Origin of the sequence: Sphingobacterium deserti, assembly GCF_000757725.1 — a bacterium.
Taxonomy (GTDB): Bacteria; Bacteroidota; Bacteroidia; order Sphingobacteriales; family Sphingobacteriaceae; genus Sphingobacterium; species Sphingobacterium deserti.
In genome coordinates this window covers 83,830-103,645 of the sequence record NZ_JJMU01000053.1, presented here as the reverse complement: position 1 = coordinate 103,645, position 19,816 = coordinate 83,830, and the positions used below count along the sequence as shown (strand labels likewise).

The 19,816-nt window shown below is 41.1% G+C and carries 17 protein-coding genes; 9 read left to right on the top strand and 8 right to left on the bottom strand.

Annotated features, from left to right (window positions below):
- The first annotated feature begins 102 nt into the window (after positions 1 to 102).
- The gene (locus DI53_RS14080) at positions 103 to 738 is read left to right on the top strand and encodes a peptidylprolyl isomerase (RefSeq protein ID WP_037500881.1); all 636 of its coding nucleotides are present in this window, start codon (positions 103 to 105) and stop codon (positions 736 to 738) included.
- Positions 739 to 864: 126 nt separating this feature from the next.
- On the opposite strand, the gene DI53_RS14075 is transcribed toward DI53_RS14080, so the two are convergent.
- Positions 865 to 1,083: a hypothetical protein gene (locus tag DI53_RS14075; protein WP_037500878.1), complete on the bottom strand. Its 219-nt coding sequence runs from the start codon at positions 1,081 to 1,083 to the stop codon at positions 865 to 867.
- A gap of 254 nt (positions 1,084 to 1,337) precedes the next feature.
- On the opposite strand from DI53_RS14075, the gene DI53_RS14070 reads away from it, so the two are divergent.
- Complete coding sequence (locus DI53_RS14070) at positions 1,338 to 2,393, top strand: endonuclease/exonuclease/phosphatase family protein (RefSeq protein ID WP_037500875.1); 1,056 nt, start codon at positions 1,338 to 1,340, stop codon at positions 2,391 to 2,393.
- A 314-nt stretch (positions 2,394 to 2,707) separates the two neighbouring features.
- Positions 2,708 to 3,739, top strand: coding sequence for a beta-ketoacyl-ACP synthase III (locus tag DI53_RS14065; RefSeq protein WP_241462434.1), 1,032 nt, complete (start codon positions 2,708 to 2,710; stop codon positions 3,737 to 3,739).
- A gap of 554 nt (positions 3,740 to 4,293) precedes the next feature.
- On the opposite strand, the gene DI53_RS14060 is transcribed toward DI53_RS14065, so the two are convergent.
- From DI53_RS14060 to DI53_RS20760, 3 genes are all read right to left on the bottom strand, one after another.
- Positions 4,294 to 4,824: an STM3941 family protein gene (locus DI53_RS14060; RefSeq protein WP_037500869.1), complete on the bottom strand. Its 531-nt coding sequence runs from the start codon at positions 4,822 to 4,824 to the stop codon at positions 4,294 to 4,296.
- A gap of 160 nt (positions 4,825 to 4,984) precedes the next feature.
- Positions 4,985 to 6,493, bottom strand: coding sequence for an alpha-L-fucosidase (locus tag DI53_RS14055; RefSeq protein ID WP_052072413.1), 1,509 nt, complete (start codon positions 6,491 to 6,493; stop codon positions 4,985 to 4,987).
- A 490-nt stretch (positions 6,494 to 6,983) separates the two neighbouring features.
- A complete protein-coding gene (locus tag DI53_RS20760) occupies positions 6,984 to 7,097 on the bottom strand; it encodes a beta/gamma crystallin-related protein (protein ID WP_071790501.1) in 114 nt (37 codons plus the stop codon).
- 463 nt (positions 7,098 to 7,560) lie between these two features.
- Here DI53_RS20760 and DI53_RS14050 point away from each other — a divergent pair, with 463 nt between their 5' ends.
- Positions 7,561 to 9,081 carry a bifunctional ADP-dependent NAD(P)H-hydrate dehydratase/NAD(P)H-hydrate epimerase gene (locus DI53_RS14050; RefSeq protein WP_037500865.1) on the top strand — a complete coding sequence of 507 codons (1,521 nt, stop codon included), beginning with the start codon at positions 7,561 to 7,563 and terminating at the stop codon, positions 9,079 to 9,081.
- Between the two features lie 73 nt (positions 9,082 to 9,154).
- Here DI53_RS14050 and DI53_RS14045 read toward each other — a convergent pair whose 3' ends face one another.
- From DI53_RS14045 to DI53_RS14035, 3 genes are read right to left on the bottom strand one after another with little or no spacing between them, the layout of a single operon-like run.
- Positions 9,155 to 10,435, bottom strand: coding sequence for an HlyD family secretion protein (locus DI53_RS14045; RefSeq protein ID WP_037500862.1), 1,281 nt, complete (start codon positions 10,433 to 10,435; stop codon positions 9,155 to 9,157).
- Between the two features lie 3 nt (positions 10,436 to 10,438).
- Positions 10,439 to 12,625 carry a peptidase domain-containing ABC transporter gene (locus tag DI53_RS14040; RefSeq protein ID WP_037500859.1) on the bottom strand — a complete coding sequence of 729 codons (2,187 nt, stop codon included), beginning with the start codon at positions 12,623 to 12,625 and terminating at the stop codon, positions 10,439 to 10,441.
- A 41-nt stretch (positions 12,626 to 12,666) separates the two neighbouring features.
- On the bottom strand, positions 12,667 to 13,815 hold the full coding sequence (locus DI53_RS14035; protein WP_081939466.1) for a TlpA family protein disulfide reductase: 1,149 nt from the start codon (positions 13,813 to 13,815) through the stop codon (positions 12,667 to 12,669).
- A 624-nt stretch (positions 13,816 to 14,439) separates the two neighbouring features.
- On the opposite strand from DI53_RS14035, the gene DI53_RS14030 reads away from it, so the two are divergent.
- The 4 genes from DI53_RS14030 to DI53_RS14020 all read left to right on the top strand — a co-directional run bounded on the left by DI53_RS14030 (position 14,440) and on the right by DI53_RS14020 (position 18,203).
- On the top strand, positions 14,440 to 16,080 hold the full coding sequence (locus DI53_RS14030) for a vitamin K epoxide reductase family protein (protein WP_037500854.1): 1,641 nt from the start codon (positions 14,440 to 14,442) through the stop codon (positions 16,078 to 16,080).
- A gap of 126 nt (positions 16,081 to 16,206) precedes the next feature.
- Positions 16,207 to 16,443, top strand: coding sequence for a hypothetical protein (locus DI53_RS20190; protein ID WP_131555285.1), 237 nt, complete (start codon positions 16,207 to 16,209; stop codon positions 16,441 to 16,443).
- Between the two features lie 89 nt (positions 16,444 to 16,532).
- Positions 16,533 to 17,759 (top strand): TlpA disulfide reductase family protein, encoded by a 1,227-nt coding sequence (locus tag DI53_RS19685; protein WP_052072412.1) that lies wholly within the window; start codon positions 16,533 to 16,535, stop codon positions 17,757 to 17,759.
- Between the two features lie 96 nt (positions 17,760 to 17,855).
- Positions 17,856 to 18,203 carry a peroxiredoxin family protein gene (locus tag DI53_RS14020; RefSeq protein WP_081939465.1) on the top strand — a complete coding sequence of 116 codons (348 nt, stop codon included), beginning with the start codon at positions 17,856 to 17,858 and terminating at the stop codon, positions 18,201 to 18,203.
- Positions 18,204 to 18,240: 37 nt separating this feature from the next.
- Here the strand turns inward: DI53_RS14020 and DI53_RS20185 are convergent, their stop codons facing one another.
- Positions 18,241 to 18,450 carry a hypothetical protein gene (locus DI53_RS20185; protein WP_131555283.1) on the bottom strand — a complete coding sequence of 70 codons (210 nt, stop codon included), beginning with the start codon at positions 18,448 to 18,450 and terminating at the stop codon, positions 18,241 to 18,243.
- 96 nt (positions 18,451 to 18,546) lie between these two features.
- On the opposite strand from DI53_RS20185, the gene DI53_RS14015 reads away from it, so the two are divergent.
- Positions 18,547 to 19,743, top strand: coding sequence for a peroxiredoxin family protein (locus DI53_RS14015; RefSeq protein ID WP_037500850.1), 1,197 nt, complete (start codon positions 18,547 to 18,549; stop codon positions 19,741 to 19,743).
- The last annotated feature ends 73 nt before the right edge of the window (positions 19,744 to 19,816 follow it).

The window sequence follows — 19,816 nt, the reverse complement described above, 5'->3', positions numbered from 1 at the left end:
CTAATATCATTTCCCTTCCAGTCCTCAAACACAAAAGGACTGTATGACGCGCTTACTTTCAGTTTTTTTCGATAAGTTTGGCCTGGAACTTTGCTCTCACGGATGAAAAAGATAATCACGATTTGCCTTTTCCTTTTAGTGTTCACGGGTCTGTCTGCCCAAACACATCGCGTCTTATTTAAGACAAGCTATGGTGACTTTAAAGTTTTGCTTTATGACTACACGCCAAAGCATCGCGACTTGTTTTTGACCGCTATAAAGACGGGTGCTTATCGCGATGCACTCTTTAACCGTATCATTGAAAATTTCGTAATTCAAGGCGGCGAACACGATGTCGATATTGCGAAACGAGAAGCCAAGCAGCCTGAGCTGGGCAAGCCACGTCTAGCGGGGGAATTTGACCAGCGTGCTTTCCATAAGGTGGGCGCCTTTGGTGCCGGCCGTGACGACAATCCAGAAAAAGCATCTTTTTTAAATCAGATCTATTTTGTCGTGGGGAAACCTGTCACTGCGGAATATTTGGACGAGTTGGAACAGAAGAAAGGCATTACATACAGTAAGGAAGCTCGTGAGACCTATTTGAAAATAGGCGGCCAGCCACGGCTAGATAACGACTACACCGTTTTTGGAGAGGTTTACGAAGGCTTAGCAGTGTTACTGGAGATGAGCAGAACCGAAACGGATAAAGCCGATTATCCTGTAAAGGAAATTTCATTCACTGTAGAGGAGATTAAGTAATTGCCGGATATTGGATAGATGTGCTGTGTTTGGCCGGATGTCCATTCTCCACTGTAAAAAAACAATCCAAATCAGCTTGGTATGGAGCCAATCTGGAGTTGTCTGAACACTATACACACACGTAGTTTATTCCTCGTATAATCGATTTGCATCGACACCGTGCATGGATAGCTGATTGATGATTTCCTTGTAATCCAGGGATTTCCCTTCAACGGTAAGTAAGCGATAAGCAGAGTCTAAATCTAATGTCCACGTGGAAATTCCTTTAACTTTTTTAACGGCTACATGTATCTTTTCAAAGAATGATGAGCACCTTACATCTGTTTCAAAAATTAATTTTTCCATAAGAATTTTGTTTTTAATGCATGTTTGAAAGCATGCAACGTTCAACCATAGGGATCAGCTTTGCCATTAGCCAATATTATCAAGCGCAATTTGAATATCGCAAATAAAAACATTAAAACAATGTTTCATATCGTATTATGCAACAAGCTGGCGAAAACATGTAACAAGACCTGAGATCACATACTAAATTTCAATAAAATCCAAACTTTAATTTTATTGCGTGGTTTATTGGATAACCGTATTTAATAATATACATGAATAATGCTTTAATGCTCGCGGGAATCGTAATTTTATGTTTCACGCTCATACCTCTTATTCGTCATGACCACTGGACATTCCGAGTGTTCGACTATCCCCGCCTACAAAAATTGGTGTTAACGTTGGCCTGGATTGGGGTTTATCTTGCCATGGGCATACCCTCGGAAACAACGGTAGCTGTGATGGCTGTGTTGATGTCTATCAATGCGATTTATCTATTTTATTTAATTTTCCCCTTTACGATATTAGCCACAAAACAGGTTCAAAAAGCCACGCTAAATGACCAAGACAACAGCATCTCTATCTTAATATCCAATGTGTATGAAGACAACGACAATATTGCAGGTTGCCTAAATGTAGTCAATCGTTGTAATGCCGATCTAGTGCTCTTGCTGGAAACAAATGATAAATGGGCTGCAGGCACACAGACATTGGATGACACGTATCCGCACCAAGTGAAGGTTCCCCTAAATAATACCTACGGCATGCTTCTGTTTTCCAAGTATCCGTTGCATAATGCGACCGTGCGCTGTCTTGTAGAGGAAGATATTCCTTCGATACGTTGCCTGGTAGAGTTACCGAGTCGAAAAAAAGTTCAGGTATACGCGGTGCATCCTACGCCGCCAGTTCCTAATGAAAACCCTCGATCGACAGAGCGCGACAAGGAGCTATTGATAATTGCTGAAGAAGCGAGCAAAACAAAATTACCTGTTTTAGTGATGGGTGATTTGAACGATGTAGCCTGGAGTTACACAACAACTTTATTCTTGAAGATTAGCGGCCTCTTAGACCCGCGTCGCGGACGTGGATTTTTCAACACTTTTCATGCGCACTATCCTTTCCTTCGTTTTCCCTTAGACCATGCATTTATCTCTCCGCATTTTAAGTTGAAAACCATCAGGAAAGAAGACAATTTCGATTCAGACCACTTCCCTATCTTCGCGCAGTTGCAATATGAGCGAAACGCAGATGAGGAACAGGAAGATGCTGTGCTGGAAGCTGATGCGGACGATCGGGAAACCGCAGCCGAAAAGCGACATGCAGACACGTAGTGCACCGGGATATGTGGGGTAGCGAGCGCCTGACCAATCGATAAAAATGTTAACTATACGGGTAGTACCTTATAGCGATCGAGCGGTCTAAAGGTCTTTACTGGTGTTCAAAAGCGTTTAGATGTAATCATTTGACGAATCGAATATTTTTTTTAAAACCGCTTAAAATTAAATAGTTGGATACGTTTCGAAGCATCTATTGCCGAATTTCAATTTTAATTGGATTTTGCTATAAATATTGGTGGATAAAGTCGGGAGATTTGATAATTTTTAACAGGAAGCAGTCACAGCAAAGAAGATAAAAAAATGTACCTTTGCACAGTTTATTTGAGGAACAAGAGAAATACATGCAGCAAAATTACCTTTCTAGACCGTATGCAGCAATCACGGGTATTGGTGGATATGTGCCCCAGAAACGAAGGACTAACCTTGATTTAGAGCAGGTGTGCGATACATCGGATGAGTGGATCATGAAAAGAACCGGGATCAAGGAACGTCGTATATTGGATAAGGACTTAGCCACATCAGACATGGCAGTGATGGCTATCCGCGACCTTTGTACACAATTCAACAAAGATTTGGATGATGTTGATGCCATCATTGTGGCTACATCCACTCCGGATGTAATGATGCCAGCTACTGCAAATATTATAGCAAAAAAATTAGGGTTGAAAAATGTTTGGGCGTTTGATATGAATGCGGCATGTTCTGGCTTTTTATATGCGTTGGATATGGGCTCGTCACTGATTGAGACGGAGCGGTATAAAAATGTGTTGGTCGTCGGAGCGGATAATATCAGCTCATTCGTAGATATTCAAGATCGTTCTACAAATATTCTTTTTGGCGACGGCGCTGGTGTTGTTTGGCTAGAACCATCTTCCGAAAATGGCATTATTGATGCTTTTATGCAGAGCAATGGCGACGGACGTGAGTTTCTTAACATTGAAGGCGGTGGCTCCTTGCATTCGCTGAACAATGAAACTATAGCAATTGAAAAAAAATATATCCGTCAGGATGGTAAAGTAGTATTCAAACAGGCCATACAGTCGATGAGTGATGCTTGCAACCAAGTATTGAAACGCAATAACCTCGATATCGATCAAGTAAACTGGCTGATTCCACATCAGGCTAATAAACGGATAATAGATGCGGTTGGCAAAGAGATTAATATTGCGGCGGACCGTACACTGAGTAATATCGAGTATTTGGGAAATACAATTGCCGCCACTATTCCACTCTGCATATGGGAAAACCTTAAGCAGCTGCAGAAAGGAGACTTACTCATGCTTACCGCCTTTGGCGCGGGTTTCTCTTGGGGAGCCAGCCTACTTCGCTGGGCGATTTAAAAAGTGGTAGTGAGTATTGGGTATCGTGTAGTGAGAGTAGATCCTAGTATTTAGTATATAGATTTTAGTACCTGATATTTAGAAAGGGTAGTGAGTATCGCGTTGTGAGATATTGTTTGCGATAAGTAAACGACATTGCGAGCCGGAGGAACGATGGCGCGGCAATCTATCAGTAGTGGGTATTAGGTAATGCGTAGTGAGAATAAAATTTAGTATGTAGATTTTAGTACTTAGTATATAGTATGGGTAGCGGTTGTGGAGTTTGTTACTTTTTAATTGCTGCTTGCGACCCAATAGGCTTATTGTATTAAATGCATTATCCATAATTCATCGAAATGTCGCCTCATTTCTGTTGCGTATGTAGTCATTCGCCATTCCACTGTCCATTAAGGATGCAACAGAAATTCAGCGACGATTTTTTTTCTTCCTTTTTTTAGAAAAAAAAGGAAGGCCCTGTCCTGGCAAGGACGGAAAGGTCGAGGATGGGATAATTTTCAAATGTAAATTTCTTCTTTACAAGGTCTGGCCTATTCTCCGTTTTTAAACAAAGCATTTTAGCCTGCTGCATGCATCTTCCAATACTGTTGAGCTTGATCAAAAAGCGTGTCGGCATCAGTCTCTATTTCAGAAGCTGTAAACATAATAACATAGTGGTTGGTCTCTTTTTTAAAAGCCATGCTACGGAATGATTTAGATAAGCGCTTTTCGTATTTCGGATGGTCTTGGATGACGAAGGCCACTAATGTATCCCCGCTCACTTTCTGCAACTGAATATCAACAACATCGCCCCATTCGATTTCTCCAAAGGCTTTTGAGAGTGGTGTAGTTGTTCCTGATATTCCTTTCGCATTTATTCTCACTAAGGCTGACTTATCTTTTAATCGACGCAAGGATCCAACGAGCATAAAAAGCATAATCAACAAAAGCGCGCAAGATACAACCGCTAATTTTATCTTGACCACATGATCGAAAACACCAACGCTATATACAGCCGTAGCTGCTAGGATTACACATAATGCCGTTGTCTTAATAAATAAACTTCTACTCTTTCTGCTGTCGCGAAATATCTCTATTTGTCGAGTCATTATCAGGAATTTTTTTTAGCGCTCAAATATAGCGATAGCCGAGTGAATGAGGCTGATCTTTGCATAGAAAATGTGCGCGATAGCTCAATTGGCCTGACAGCAACGCTGATGAATAACGACAATCCAAGCAGGGATAATGATTCACGCAGAAGCAGTTCCTTTAAGATCTACGTAGATAGGTTAATGCATCACGGTAACGACTTCCAGATTCCTTACTTTGCTCTAATTGTACAACGATTACAAAGGGCATTTCCGCCGCAGAAAAGCCGACTGGCAGCGCCACATCGTAATACATATTATTATCCCTATCTAATCCCATATTGACGGCAGACAGATCTAAAGGTACGTTATTTACTAATAGATATGCTTTTCCGGGAATTTCTTTACTGGATTTTGGTATCGCCAGCCGAACGATATTATTAATAGGCCTATTAAAAACTGTTACATACAGCGTTGTGTCTTTCTTAGTTAACACTCCGTAGTCTGGCTTCGGAAAATTGGCATGGGTCACACCATACACCGCTTCGCTATTTATCTGCATCCACTCACCTACTTTTGCTGCAATAGCACTTTCCTCCGGCCGTATTGCGCCTTGGCCATCGGGTCCAAAATTGATAACAAAGTTGCCATTAAGCGAATTTGCCTGCATCAGCATAGCGATCAGATCATACGGTGTTTTAATATAAGAAGACTTCCAGTCGGCGTTGTATCCCCACTGATTAGGAGGAATAGTCATCACGCAGTCCCAATCGTTTCCATGCGTATCATCAATGGTGGTTGGTAATTTCCGTTCCCAACCTTGCTCGTAATCGCCCATCATTATCCCGTTTGAATCAAAATGCCGTTTGCCATACTCATCTGCGCGAAATCTGCTACCAATGATTAATCCTGGCTTTAATTGCCTAAGCTCTGTTTCCAATTTGTCTGTCCAAGCAGCTTGATTCACCCACGCTGCGTCCCAAGATCCGTCAAACCATAAGCCTTTGGTTTGTGGGTAGTTTTGAAGGAGTTCAACAAGTTGATTGCGGGTAAACTCCTTAAACGATTCGTAAGCAAGGCTATCATGTGGAGCTTTAGGCACTGTACTGCGGTAGCCTGGATGATTCCAGAAGATAATAGAGAAATACAGATACACATCTATACCTTCTGCTGCATAAGCTTCCACAACTTCCTTCACGATATCCTTCTTATAAGGCGAGTTGACGATCGTGTATTTGGTATATTTACTTGGCCATAGGCAGAATCCATCGTGATGTTTGGTAGTAAATATCATATATCTCGCGCCCATCTTTTTGGCTTGTTTAGCCCAAATTTTTGCATCAAAATGCTGAGGATTAAATTGCTTGTAAAGCTTGTCATATGTTGCTCGCCAGTCCTTTGGCGCACCACTTTTCTCCGACCACGATCGGATCCATTCCGCCGCCCCATTATAGCTAATCCCATCCCATGCCCCACCCGGGATAGCATATACGCCCCAATGAATAAATTGTCCTAAACCATAATCACGCCAGCGTTGCATTTCAGCATCATTTCGCTTTCCTTCCCTATGGCTACCGTGACGAAGCTCCAACCGTTCTTTATTTGGAGTATTTTGCTGTCCATACACGTTTATGCACACCATAAAAGCGGATAAGAAACAAGCTATTTTTATTGAAATCTTTAGTTTCATTTGTTATGTATTTAATGTAAACTGTTAAAAAAATATTGTATCACCAAGGAAAGCGTTACTGCATCTCTTGTAGCTACATATTTGCGAACCGTTTGAGAAATAGCATTTATTCCATCGTTATTTTAACCACCATTATACTATTATCAAAGCTGGCTCGCTTCGGTAAATCGATAATCGTATTGCCATCAGCATTTGAGAATATAAGAGCCTCACCAGTGTCTAGCATTCGACAAACTTCTGCTTTCCGATCAAGAGCTAAATTTAATTTACTCTCCTGGAAGTTTCCTCTGATAAGGCATAGATGGCTAAACAACTATCAACCAGTTTTTTTAGTCTGAATACCCCCAGGTAAAAAGCGATTTAAAAGGATCTACCCATTTCTTAATTTAAATCTTACATTGTAAAAACAAGCTAATTGAAAACTTAATCACTTTTAGTCCTTTGTTGATGAAGTCTACCAAACGAAAAAAATGCGTTTTCTTTATAAGAATCAGTTTCTCAATACCAATATTGAACTAGTTTTGTTTTTAAACGCATCTAAATCTGCCGTATCTGATGTTAGAGTGAGAGAGTTACCGCGAAAATTATCTTGGTCAAACAGCATCACCTTTATTCCAGGAGGAATCCGCAATGATAAGATGTTTTAAAAGAGGCCAAAAGCCGTTCAGGATTTATTTAATATGTTAGCACTATTCCGTCTAGTTATTAACTACGAAAGAATTATCAGTCAATATTAATAAATACTACACAAATAAAATATAGTAAATAAAACACAATCGTTTGCGTAACTAATAACATCATTTAAAAACAAATAAACACATAGAAGAAACTTTTAAAAAAAATAGAGTAACAATGCAAGTGCTTCGAAACGCCAAATGGCACACAATCTTATCTAAATGGGATAAACGAGCCTTTCGCTCAACGAAGAGTGAGGAGTTCTACGACAAAGAAATAGGAGGCTGAAATTACTTGACGCTGATTCGAGCTGAAATCTACCGTTTAAAAAACTTTAAGCGGGCAATTAGGTTTAACTATTAGCCATTTCAAGTAGTTTAAAACAGAGCCTTATGAAAATCCTATCCGCCCAAGACATCCGAAGCTTAGAGCAGCAAACGGAGATCAAACAGCAATTATCGGAAGCAGCCCTAATGGAGCGCGCTGGTCGCTTGCTGTTTGGCGAACTTCAAAATGTATTTGGCGAATGCCGATGCAAGGCGGAGATACTGTGTGGCTTTGGCAATAACGGCGGCGATGGATTGGTGTTGGGACGTTTATTGCATGAAGCAGGACACGAGGTGACGATATATCTCGTGGAGCATGACCATTATAGTAATGATAATTTAATCAACCAGAAACGGCTGCGTGAAAGCGGTGTCGAAATTGTAAACATAAACAAGGACAGCATCCTTGCTTTTTCCGAAAAAAGCATTATCCTTGATGCGCTCTTCGGCTACGGACTTTCTCGTTTGCTTGATGAAAGCTGGACTCCATTGATCCAACAAATCAATTCTGCAAACAATCGTATTTTTGCTATTGATATTCCCTCAGGTTTACTTGCTGACGAGCACACACCTCCGGATGCACCTGTGGTGAAAGCAGAACGCACCTACACGCTTGCCTTCGTAAAACTTGCGCTGCTACTGCCAGCATATGGAGCGTTTGTGGGAGATTTTGTACTGCTGGATATCGGACTTGATCAGGATGCGCTCCATGAGATTGACACAAAAAATTATTACAGCACACTGGATGATGTCAAAAAAATGGCTAAGCCACTGGGTAAGTTTTCGCATAAAGGTACGTTCGGTCATGCTGTAATAGCTGGAGGAAGTTACGGCAGTATAGGTGCTGTAGTGCTTGCGAGTCGTGCGGCGCTAAAAACAGGATGTGGCCTTGTAAGCAGCTATGTACCACAGTGTGGTTATCAAATCATGCAATCCACCGTGCCCGAAGCTTTGGTAAAAACAGATTCGGCAGATCGGGTTATCAGTAACTTTGCTCCGGAGCTTTTGCAGGCCAGATCTATCGCGGTGGGAATGGGCTTAGGGAGAGCACAGCAAAGTCAGGAAGCCTTACATCAGTTTCTAAAAGATCTAGACAAGCTCGACCATCCTCCAAAACTTCTATTAGATGCAGATGCACTTAATATTTTATCCCTGCACAAGGAATGGTTAAATTTACTTCCATCCTTTTCCATACTGACGCCACATCCGAAAGAATTGCAACGCCTGATCGGCGAATGGGAAAACGACTTCGACAAACTCCAAAAAGCGTCTGCCTGGAGCGCGAAATACCAACAAATTTTAGTTATCAAAGGTGCCAATACGGTCATCATTTTTCCGGATGGTCAACTGCACTTCAACTCGACTGGTAATCCAGGCATGGCCACAGCTGGCGCAGGCGATGTATTATCAGGCATTATTGGTTCGCTCTTGGCTCAAGGCTACGCGCCTAAGGACGCCGCTATCCTAGGTGTATTCCTACATGGCCTAGCGGGCGATTGCGCTGCAAAAACGATCCATCAAAAAAGTATCACGGCATCGGATCTTATCGAACATCTCTCGGACGCGTGGCGGTATTTGTTGTCTTAAGCAGGCAACACGATGACAAGATAATATTCTGTAATAAACGGAATAGAGCTGGATGACAGGCCTTTTTAAAGAGTTAAAATTTAAGCGATTTTGTCAGATTCAGCCAAATGCGTTTAAAAACAGATTGATCTTCGGTGATAATCTCCGCATCCGCCAAAATGCCAGGTTTCAATTTAATAAGTGAATCTTTTTCGTGACGTAGCACATCCACGCGGGAAAAAAACACACTATCCCTAACCGGAATATCACTGATGTAGGCGATCTTACCACGCAAATACCCATACTCTTCATACGGATAGGACCGCACCTTGATCAACACCTCCTGATTACGTTTGACCTTTGAGGAGCTGGCCTGCGGAATAAACATTTCGCCGTAATACTCCTCGTTGTTAGGATTAATATAAAACAGCTCCTCCCCCATCTTGATCAGCTGGTTTTCCTGTAGGAAAGAACTATAGATCAGTTTTCCAGAAACTGGCGCGGTAAGCACATATTGCTTTTTCCAGTTTTCTCCTTCACTGATAAAACTGTTTAGCGCTTGCACAAACTTCTTCCGCTCCTCCATGATCTGGTTATCAATTTCGGAGAGCTCCTTATCCTTTGACAACATGCTGCCCTGATTATTGATAATGGTATTTTCCATTTGCGGGATGGATTGCCGTTTTATCAGTAGCGTTGCTTCTTTTTGCTGAAGTTCGATGGGACTGATAATTTCCTTCTCTGCCAGGATCTTATACTTCTCAAACTCGGCCTCGGCCAATGCCAATTCTCTTTTTTGCAGATCGTAGGTCTCTTGAATATGACTTTTTTGCTCACGGATATTCGACATTTCCTCCACTAATAGCTTGCGCCTCCGGTCAAATATCCCTTGCTTGCTCGCGGCTTGATAGTTGAGGTAAGCGAGGTAAAAATTGTGGTAACTACTTTGCAGCTCGCCAAGATTGAGCTTACTTGGCGAGAGCATCTCTTCCAAATTATCCAGTTCGATCAGCCTTTCGCGGTACTGCTTCAAGGTATCAAGCACCATTAATACTTGTCCATGATCTGCTGTGCTCTCCATATAGGCCAGACCCGTATTAGCTTTAACCCAGCTCTCATCCGCCACCAGCAATCGCGAGATATTAGCCTGTGTTTTACTGACAACGACCTTGGGCGCCTGTACCGTATTGAATTTTAGGTTGGCCGCCACCATTTCCGGGTATTTAATGTAGAAAGAAAGGCCAATCATCATCAGCACGGTCAATAAAATAAAGGTGATGCCACGTTGCAGCAGCCATGAGGGCGGCTTGGCGATGATTTCCTGCAGATCTTCGGAATGCAAATCATCTTCGTAATATCCTGTTTTCTTTGCCATACGTTAATTCCCCAATTCTAACTGATTTTTAACAAGCTCATAATATTTCCCACGTTGGGCGGTTAGCGTTGTATGCGTGCCCTGTTCCACAACTTGCCCTTTTTCGAGCACAATAATATTGTCTGCGTTTTTGACCGTGCTAAGGCGATGTGCAACCACAATAACTGTCCGCTGTTCAAAAAAGGTATCTAGGTTGTCGGTGATGACCTTTTCATTATTGGCATCCAATGAATTGGTGGCTTCATCCAGAAACAGAAATTCGGGCTGCTTATATACCGCCCGGGCAATCATCAACCGCTGTCGCTGCCCTTGGCTTATGCCCTTACCGGCTGTACCTATCTTGGTGGCCAATCCAAAGGGCTGTTCGGCAATAAATTCATTTAGATTCGCAATGTGGATGGCATCTTCCAGCTTTTGCTGATCTGGAATTTCATCTTTAACCGCAATGTTACCCTCAATGGTATCGGCAAATACATAATTATCCTGCAAGACGAAGCCACAGCTATCTCGCCAAAGCGTAAAGTCGATCTGATCCAATTTCTTACCTCCGATAAGGATCTCTCCCTCTTCCGCTTCGTAAAATCTCAACAAAAGTTTCAGGATTGTCGTTTTGCCGCTCCCGCTGGTTCCCACAATGGCGGTCGTCTTTCCAGCTGGAAAAGTTAGGTTCAAGTTTGAGAAGATGGGCTCATTACCTGCACCGTAATACCGAAAGGTGAGGTTCCGGACCTCAATTGTTTTCTCAGCAGGTAATTGGCGAAGGTAGTCCTTTTCCAATATCTCCTCTTCTTCGGCCTCATATATTTCGTTTAGCCGTTCCATACTAATTTTAGCGTCTTGATAAGATTGCATAAAGCCCAACAAAGACTCAACCGGACTAGCCACCATGCCCACAATATATTGCACCGCCATCATCCCTCCTAATGTCATTTCGCCATCAATAACGGCTTTTGCAGCGACGAAGGTGATCAATATCCCTTTGAGCTGATTGATGGCTAGGGAGCCAATAGACTGATATTGGGAAAGAGTCAGGCTGTCTACCTTAAACTTAAAGAGTTTGGCCTGCAAAGCCTCCCAGCCCCATCGCTTTTGCTTTTGTGCATTGTTAAGCTTGATATCTTTGACACTTTGAATCATCTCCACCATATACGTTTGATTGTCAGAACTGATCTTAAAACGGCGGTGATCCAACTCACGCCGGTATTTCATAAACAGCAAGATCCACAACGTGTATAGTAAAGTCGCCGCAAAGAAGATCGCGAAAATCAATTTATGGTAGATGATGAGCAAGATCCCGAATACGAGCATATTCACGAGGGAAAAGAGCGTATTTAGCGTATTGCCCGTAATAAAGGATTCTACACGTTGCTGGTCGCCCATGCGTTGCATGATGTCACCATGGGTTTTCAGGTCGAAGAAGGTCATGGGCAAGCGCATAATCTTGATCAGCAGATCGGTCAGGATCGCGATGTTTACCCGTGTGGTAATGTGCAGCATGATCCAGGATCGGATAAAGGATACGGATGTCTGCCCGATAAACAGCATCAATTGTGCGATCAGAATCAGGTTGATGAAGTTGATGTTTTTGGTGTTGATCCCGATATCAACAACAGACTGCGTTAAAAACGGCGTAATCAATTGTAGGATCGTTCCTAGCAACATCCCTAATATCAATTGCACGAAAAGACGCTTGTACTTGTAAAAGTAGCTCACTACCTTACGCCAATTTAGCTTGAGCTGGGGTTCTTCCTCGTCAAGCTGATAAAATCGCGGCCCAGGGCTTAGCAGCAACGAAAGTCCGTTGTGCAGTTCTTTGGTCGAAAACCAGTTTTTGGCAAACTCTTTTTCATCGTAGGTCAACAGGCCCGATGCTGGATCTGCAACATAATACTTTCCTTTTTTGATTTTGTACAATACCACGAAGTGATTTTGGTTCCAATGCAAGATACAGGGAAGCTCGGCTTCCCAAAGCTGCTCCAAGGAAAGCCGAACACCGTACGTGCGAAAGCCCAGCTTCTCCGCAGCTTCACTTATGCCCAACAGGTTGACACCTGCTTTGGTCGTCTGGCACAACTTCCGAATCTTGTGGATGGAAACCAACTGCCCATAGTACTTGAATACCATTCGCAAACAGGTGGCGCCGCAGTCCATCTGATCCATTTGTTTGTAGTGTGGGAAGCGTTTTAACATGGTTTAATTTCAGACGGTGTATCAAATGGAAGCGCTTACGTTCAACTTTCATCTATTGCCGAACTCTTATATTTTACGAGCAGCGATTCCAAGGGCTCTAAATCTAAAGCTGAAAAATTCTTGTTATTTTTCAACTGTTTAAGGCCGTTTTCTAGCGAAATTATAGCGTTCGTTTTATCTTTCCCTCTCCAATACCACTCAGCCATCTTACCATAACACATTACTATATCCGTTAACTCCAGATAAGCAAGATGGGAAATTGCTACTTTGTAAGCCTCTGCACCAGTATGGTAAACTTCCGGATACATATCCAACGTATCAGCATGAGATGTCACAATTTCGATAATAGCCTCATAAGGTTGGTGTTTACCCAAAGTAGAAGAGGCCAACATCTCCTTAGCATATTCGCAAGCCTTTCTCTGATCAACTTGAAGTAAGGATGAAAAGGTTACATAAGTGATTACATGTGTATTTTTTAAGCGGGGTTCTCTTCCTACAATTTCCTCTACAGCATCTAGTTTTGATTCAGCTGTAGCATACACGGGGAAATGTGTTTGTGTTGCGGAATCGTATTCTACATCGCTTAACATATAGCTTACATCTTTTGCCAGACTGTCTATTATTCGGCCTTCATTACGATAAGACCGTGCTTTCTCGATATCCCAGCTGTTATCAACGATTTCTTGCAAAACTGTGTCAAGGTCTTTAGGATGGCCGATCCATGCTAATCTGCCTTCGGCATTTATCACAAAAGATCGCGGAATTCCGTAATTTTGTTCAGCAGCAGCTACAATCCATTCTTTGGTCATATAATTGTGATCGTCTACAGCTATGTTAAAACTCATCACTTCACCCTTATCATCAACGAACTCTCGAATTTGACCAAGAGAGGTATTTTCATCTTCATAGACATTGACAGCGACAACGGTGACTTGACCTTTGTACCTGGCCGCTAAATGCGAAAGATATGGCATTGCAGCAATACAAGGTTTACACCATGTAGCCCAAAACTCTAGCACATAAACTTGACCCTTTTCAAACTTTTGGATGGGGTCACCCCTTATCCACTCCTTTAAATACAACGGAGGAGCTGTATCTCCGAGATTTAATGAAGGGTTCTTGAGCTCTTGCGAATATATAGCAAAGCTAAGCATACAATAAAAATACAGTGTAAAAGTTCTTATCCTCATATATACTCTCTTTTTCAATAATTGCTTCAAAAAAAAGAATTATTTTTAATAAAACGGTTTACCAACGTATAAAAATACAATTAAAATTTTATCTGTAACAGATTTTCGATCCAAAATGAGTTTTTATCTAAGAAAGAAACTACCAAAGCTTTTATACTATCCGCTTAAAAACACTAAGTGTTACCGTTTAAGTAAAAAAGAATTAACAAGTTAAACTGTCATGATAGTCTATAGACGACTATTCACCTGATCGAAACTGACTCTAGCCGTTTAAAAAAAAGATCTGTATATAAATCTTATTATTCAATAATAACAATAAACTATCCGCAATTCACATCTTGTTACAAACAAGAGAATATTTATATAAATACTTTTTACAAGAATTAACAAAACATTCAATAAAATTAATATAGAGTTTTGTCCATATAAATGCATCATATACATTTGTTTAGCAAAAATCCTTACCTGAATATTTCATAGAAATATGTATTTATAATATTTTTAAGCAATCGATTGCTTAAAAATATGCTTATTTTTTTTTGACATTACCACATATATTTGAAAAAGTAATAACCAATACACTAAATATTACCTCGATAATATTTAGTAAATAAACGCATTGTTATGGTGAATTTACTGAAACAGCGCTATATAGATCGTGAAAGCAATGTCATACAAGTGTGCCAGGAAGTACTGCTGTATGCCAAGGTGAAGCATACGCAACTGCAACTTTCTAATTCCTTGTCTTCCCATCTTGAACCATTTTCGTTGCTATCGGTACAGGATATCCTAGATTCCTATGGAATAGAAAGTGCTGCCGTGCGTTTAGGGGATTATCAGTACAATGATTTTGAAACCCCATTTATTTGTGTGTTACAGCGGGAACACTGGCCTCATCCTGCCTTAACAGTTGTCAAGCAGGCGGCGGAAGATCAGGTTAGCTTTTGGGATCCAGAGCATAAGAGAATGGAGAGAGTTTCGGTACGTGATTTCAGCAAAATTGATAAGGAGGTCGTCTTGCTGTTGGACGATGGCGCTAAACGGGACGAGGCTGATTACGCAACGAATAGAAAAACCGAGAAGCGGCAACACAATCTAAAAAAAGCTGCATTTTATGGATCTGGTATACTCCTATCGTTAGCATTGCTCAATATCCTGAATACATCTTTTGAAGCGACTTGGCTCGCTGCTATTTTCCTTTTCACTTCGTCTATAGGACTAGCCCTTTCCTCACTGCTGATCTGGCATGAAGTAGATGCATTTCACCCTTTTTTAAAAGAAGTTTGCGGTGGCTTCGGAAAAAAATCAGACTGCAACGCCGTGCTTTCTTCTTCTGGAGCTTCCTTTTTAGGTTTAAGTTGGTCTACCTGGGGATTTGCATATTTTGCATGCTTTTTTGTTTCTCAATTGTTTTTTGTGTTCCAGCCTTCAGGATTGTATCTTTTAGCCTACGCCTCCATATTTGTTTCGCCCTATATCGCATATTCCTTATACTTTCAGGCTCGTATAATAAAACAGTGGTGCCCCCTATGTCTGTTTGTTCAAGCCACACTATTGGTTAATGCCCTAGCATCTGTTTATTTTTTAAGTGAATCTTCTTTGGCTTACGGCAGTCTGAACGGATTTGCTTTACTTCCTTTAGGGTTTCTCTTTCTCGGTTTCTTATTGCTGGCACATCAAGCCGTTCCCCTATTGAAAGATTCGAAAAAGAGTAAAGATCTTGAAAGGCAATGGCGTCGCTTGCGTTACAATCCCGATATTTTTCAGTCTTTACTGGAAAAGAGCAGCAAAATCACCACACCTGTAGATGGACTTGGGGTAGTCATTGGTAATCCAGAGGCTAAGATAGAGATTGTAAAGGTATGCAACACATACTGTGGTCCTTGTTCCAAGGCTCACCCCGAGCTGGAAGCGGTTCTTGATCAGAACCCTAACGTAAAATTAAGAATTATTTTCACTGGCACAGGCGCAGCCGACGATATAAGAACCAAACCTGTTGCACACCTTTTGGCCATACAACAAACACTTGGAATGGAGAAAGTTAGAGAAGCACTGGACGATTGGTATCTCGCCAAGGAAAAGAATTACGAGAAATTTTCAACTAAATATCCAATGAATGGAGAGCTAGAACTGCAAGGCGATAAGATCGACGCGATGCGAGATTGGTGTGACTTGATGAAGATTCGGGCTACGCCGACTATTTTTATTAACGGTAGCGAGCTGCCTGATGGTTATCAAATAGCAGAACTGAAAAACATTTTGTAAAGACTCTATAAAAAAGCCCAAGCCGGTTGCAAACGATCTTGGGCACACAGAAGGCTCCCTGTAAAAGACCCTCCAAAGATGTTCAGGAGTGAGTGAACATCAATATGTAATTAATAGTGCAAAATTATGCAAAAAATTTCATTAAAGAATCTTAATCTCAAGGAGGTGGAGAAATTATCAAGAGAGCAACTGAAAGATGTGCTGGGAGGTAACTTGGGAAGTGGTAGCCCCACTTGCTCGCAAAGTTGTAAAATGGGGCCCGTTGTTTCTGAATTAGCTTGTTGGGGAAACTGTACGATATGTTATCGTGTAGGTGGCGAATCTGTTGGTTGGGGAACTTGTGTTACAAGCGTAAATGGATAATACTAACCGTTAACAAGCAACAACATCTACTTTTTAAGGACAGCTTACCTATCCTTAAAAAGTAGATGTTGTAGTTCAAAATTGAAATTATGAACAGAAAAAATTATTGTTACGCGTTTATTACGTCGCTATGTTATTTCCTGTTTTTGGAAGTATTTGCACAAGGTAATTCTCCAAAATTCACAATCTCTGGGTATGTTGCTGAAAAAGATGGAGTAAAAGTAATGCTTCGCTATTGGAATCCAGAAGATAAGGAAATTCAACATATAACCGAGGTGAATAATGGTAAGTTTTCTTTTTCCGGAAGTTTAGATGAGCCGGTCGTTGGGTATCTTGTAAATGGGAAAAAGGGTACATTTGTTGTTGATTATAATGGTCCATTGGTAGGAACCATCTATCTTGAGCCCACAGAAATGGTTGTAAATCTTGATCATGAAAACTTTCAAAAGATTCGTGTAGAAGGGTCTGGTCTTAACCTTCAAATGCTCGCGTTACAGCAACAAAAGCAAGAACAGATAGTAGCAATAGATTCATTAAACAAACGTCGGGAGGATTTGGCGAAACAGCTGGAAACCCAAGATTCAATTATCCGTAAAAGACTGGATAATGAGATGAACATTGTGAATGAAGAATCTTACAAACAGTTACACAAGATGTATCTAAAAGATAAGAATTTCGCTGTTGAAAATCCATCCTCCTTTGCTAGCATATTTCTTTTGAGAAGCCTTGTTCCTGCGGGGGTTTTTGATCATCAGATATTACTTTCCGTGTATAGTGGCTTGGATGCCGAAATCCAGCTTAGCAAGGGCGGGCAGCGGTTCTTAGAAAGTATTCAGGATTCAAGAACACTAAAAATTGGGCAGTTGGCTGAAGACATAACCTTTAAGAGTGTTGATGGTCGGATTCTGCATCTATCGGATTTAAAAAATAAAAAAGTTGTTCTTCTAGATTTTTGGGCTAGTTGGTGCGTGCCATGCCGGCAGCAATCCTCTGGTCTTAAAAATCTATACCGTAAATATAATACTACTGACCTTGAGATTATCAGTATATCACTCGACGATAAGCCCGAGCTATGGAAAAAAGCTATTCGCGATGACGAGCTTTTTATGTGGACTCATGCCTTAAGTAGCGAATTGGTAAATCCGGAAAAAGGAAAGGGAATAACAGCGAACAATTTGAGAAAAAGATATGAAATCAACGGAATCCCTTATTACCTAATTATTGACAAAGATGGTATTATTCAAGTCATCAGTAATAATGTCGATGAGGGCGGAGAAGTGCTGAGATGGTTGGATGAACATTTAGGAAGTTTGTAACAAGAGCAAAATATAATTTATGTATTGTATGTGATGAAGCATATTCTTAAAATTTCTTTAGAGCTATCGACATCGTGAGCTACAGGTTCAGATCTCATCGGGAAGTATATTCTGTTAGACTTTTGGGCTAGTTGGTGTGTGCCATGTTTGGTGGAGCTCCCAGAGTTAAGAAAGGTGTATAGCTCGCTTGACAAAAAGAAAATAACTTTTGTGGGCGTTTCATTCGATACCAAGGATTATTTATGGAAAAGAAGTATAAAAGAGCATACCATTCCTTGGTTAAATATTAGCGATCTTCAAGGCAACAAAGGCTCTATGATTGACCGCAACAAGGCAATAAGTTTACCGCATAAGGTCTTAATAGACCCCAATGGAGTGGTCATATTAAACTCAAATAAACTGGACGACGTAAAAAATAAACTACAGGAAATTGGATTGATGTAAATATCCAAATCATATGAATTCCTTAGAGTTTCGGATTTTAGAGATTGTCAAGAGAGCAGCTAAAGCATATCTTAGGAGGATCGACCGGTAGCGGAGGAAGCGAGGCTTTCTCATGTGTTGCTGCGGTTAGCTGTATAGTTCCTGAAGGAACTACACCGAAGACAATAGATTGTGGTTGCCCTAACGGCGGTAGCTGTTCGAGTACATCTACTTCCGTAAATTGCGAATGTACAGGGGAAAACCCCATAAGAAAGAACTGCTAACGGTGGCTCGACAACGATAGCTGCAAGAGAGAGGTAAAATAAATCAATAACCTCTCTCTAAAAATTTTAAAACTTTTCGCATGAAAATACTCAGCCAATTTACATTTTTTTTAGCGGTTTTCAGTTTGATCTGTTCGCCAAGCTATGCACAAGATTCATTGGAAATTAACGTAACCATTTTTTTTTATGGTATAGAAGAGCCCTTAGATACACTATTCCTTTCAGATCATCCCAATACCTCCGGTGAAAAATTTAGTAAGATAAAAATTCCAACAAATAAAGATGGTAGTTTCAATTTTAAAGGACATATAGCCTATCCACGGGAATTGGTATTGGCAAATAGGAAATCTGTTATCTCATTTTTTGTAGACACGGCACCAGTCTCCGTATTTGTAGCATCTAATGACTTGACTAAAAGCCTTATATCAGGATCTTGGCAGGAAGAGATTTTACAACGCTTCACTCATGATCGACAGAACGCCTCCCGCTATCAAGAGGATCTCTACCAGATTTACGATACAAAATTGGGTAATAAACCGCTGGAAGAATACAGCAGTGAGCACAAAAAGAAGCTAAACAGGCAAATAGATTCTTTGCTGGGACGAGAAAAAAAAGCGGTACTCATCGATGCGTACAGCAAAATGTACAGAGCGTATCCGGAACAGATGTTTCTGAAGTACGTACGTCTTTACCCCGGCTCCTATGCTAGCGCGCTAGCTTTGGATAGCTATAGCATAACCCGGGAAAATTTGGATGATATGATCGAACACAAACATGAGATAGTTTCTGGTGCGACCCATTTCTCGAACGATATGCTGCGGAACCCGGTAGTCAATCAATACATCCGAACTGTGAACTCCATGGGCAAACATAAGGTCGGCGATCTTTTTCCAAATATCAGCTTGGAAGATACTTCTGGCATCGTACATTCCGTTTCGGAAAAACTTAAGCATAGCGAGTACCTTTTAGTTGACTTTTGGGCTTCCTGGTGCGGCCCGTGTATTCAAAAAATGAACGAAATAAGAGACTACTACCCTTCCATGGATAGAAAGCGGTTTGAGGTTCTGACAATTTCTATTGATAAGGAACGAGACGCCTGGCTAAGGGCAATAGGGGAGCACAGATACCCTTGGGTCGAGGTTTGGTCTTCACCGCAAGGGCCTCAATTGTCCGATTTTTTTATTCCAACGATCCCGTTGAATTATTTACTTGGTGAAGATGGTCGTATCGTAAAAATAAATGCTTCAATCGATGAACTAAAGGATTTTTTGAAATAACATTGTTTCCTGATTGTATGAACTGACACGAACCTATTATACTATTTAACATTCACAGATCTAATTTGTTTGC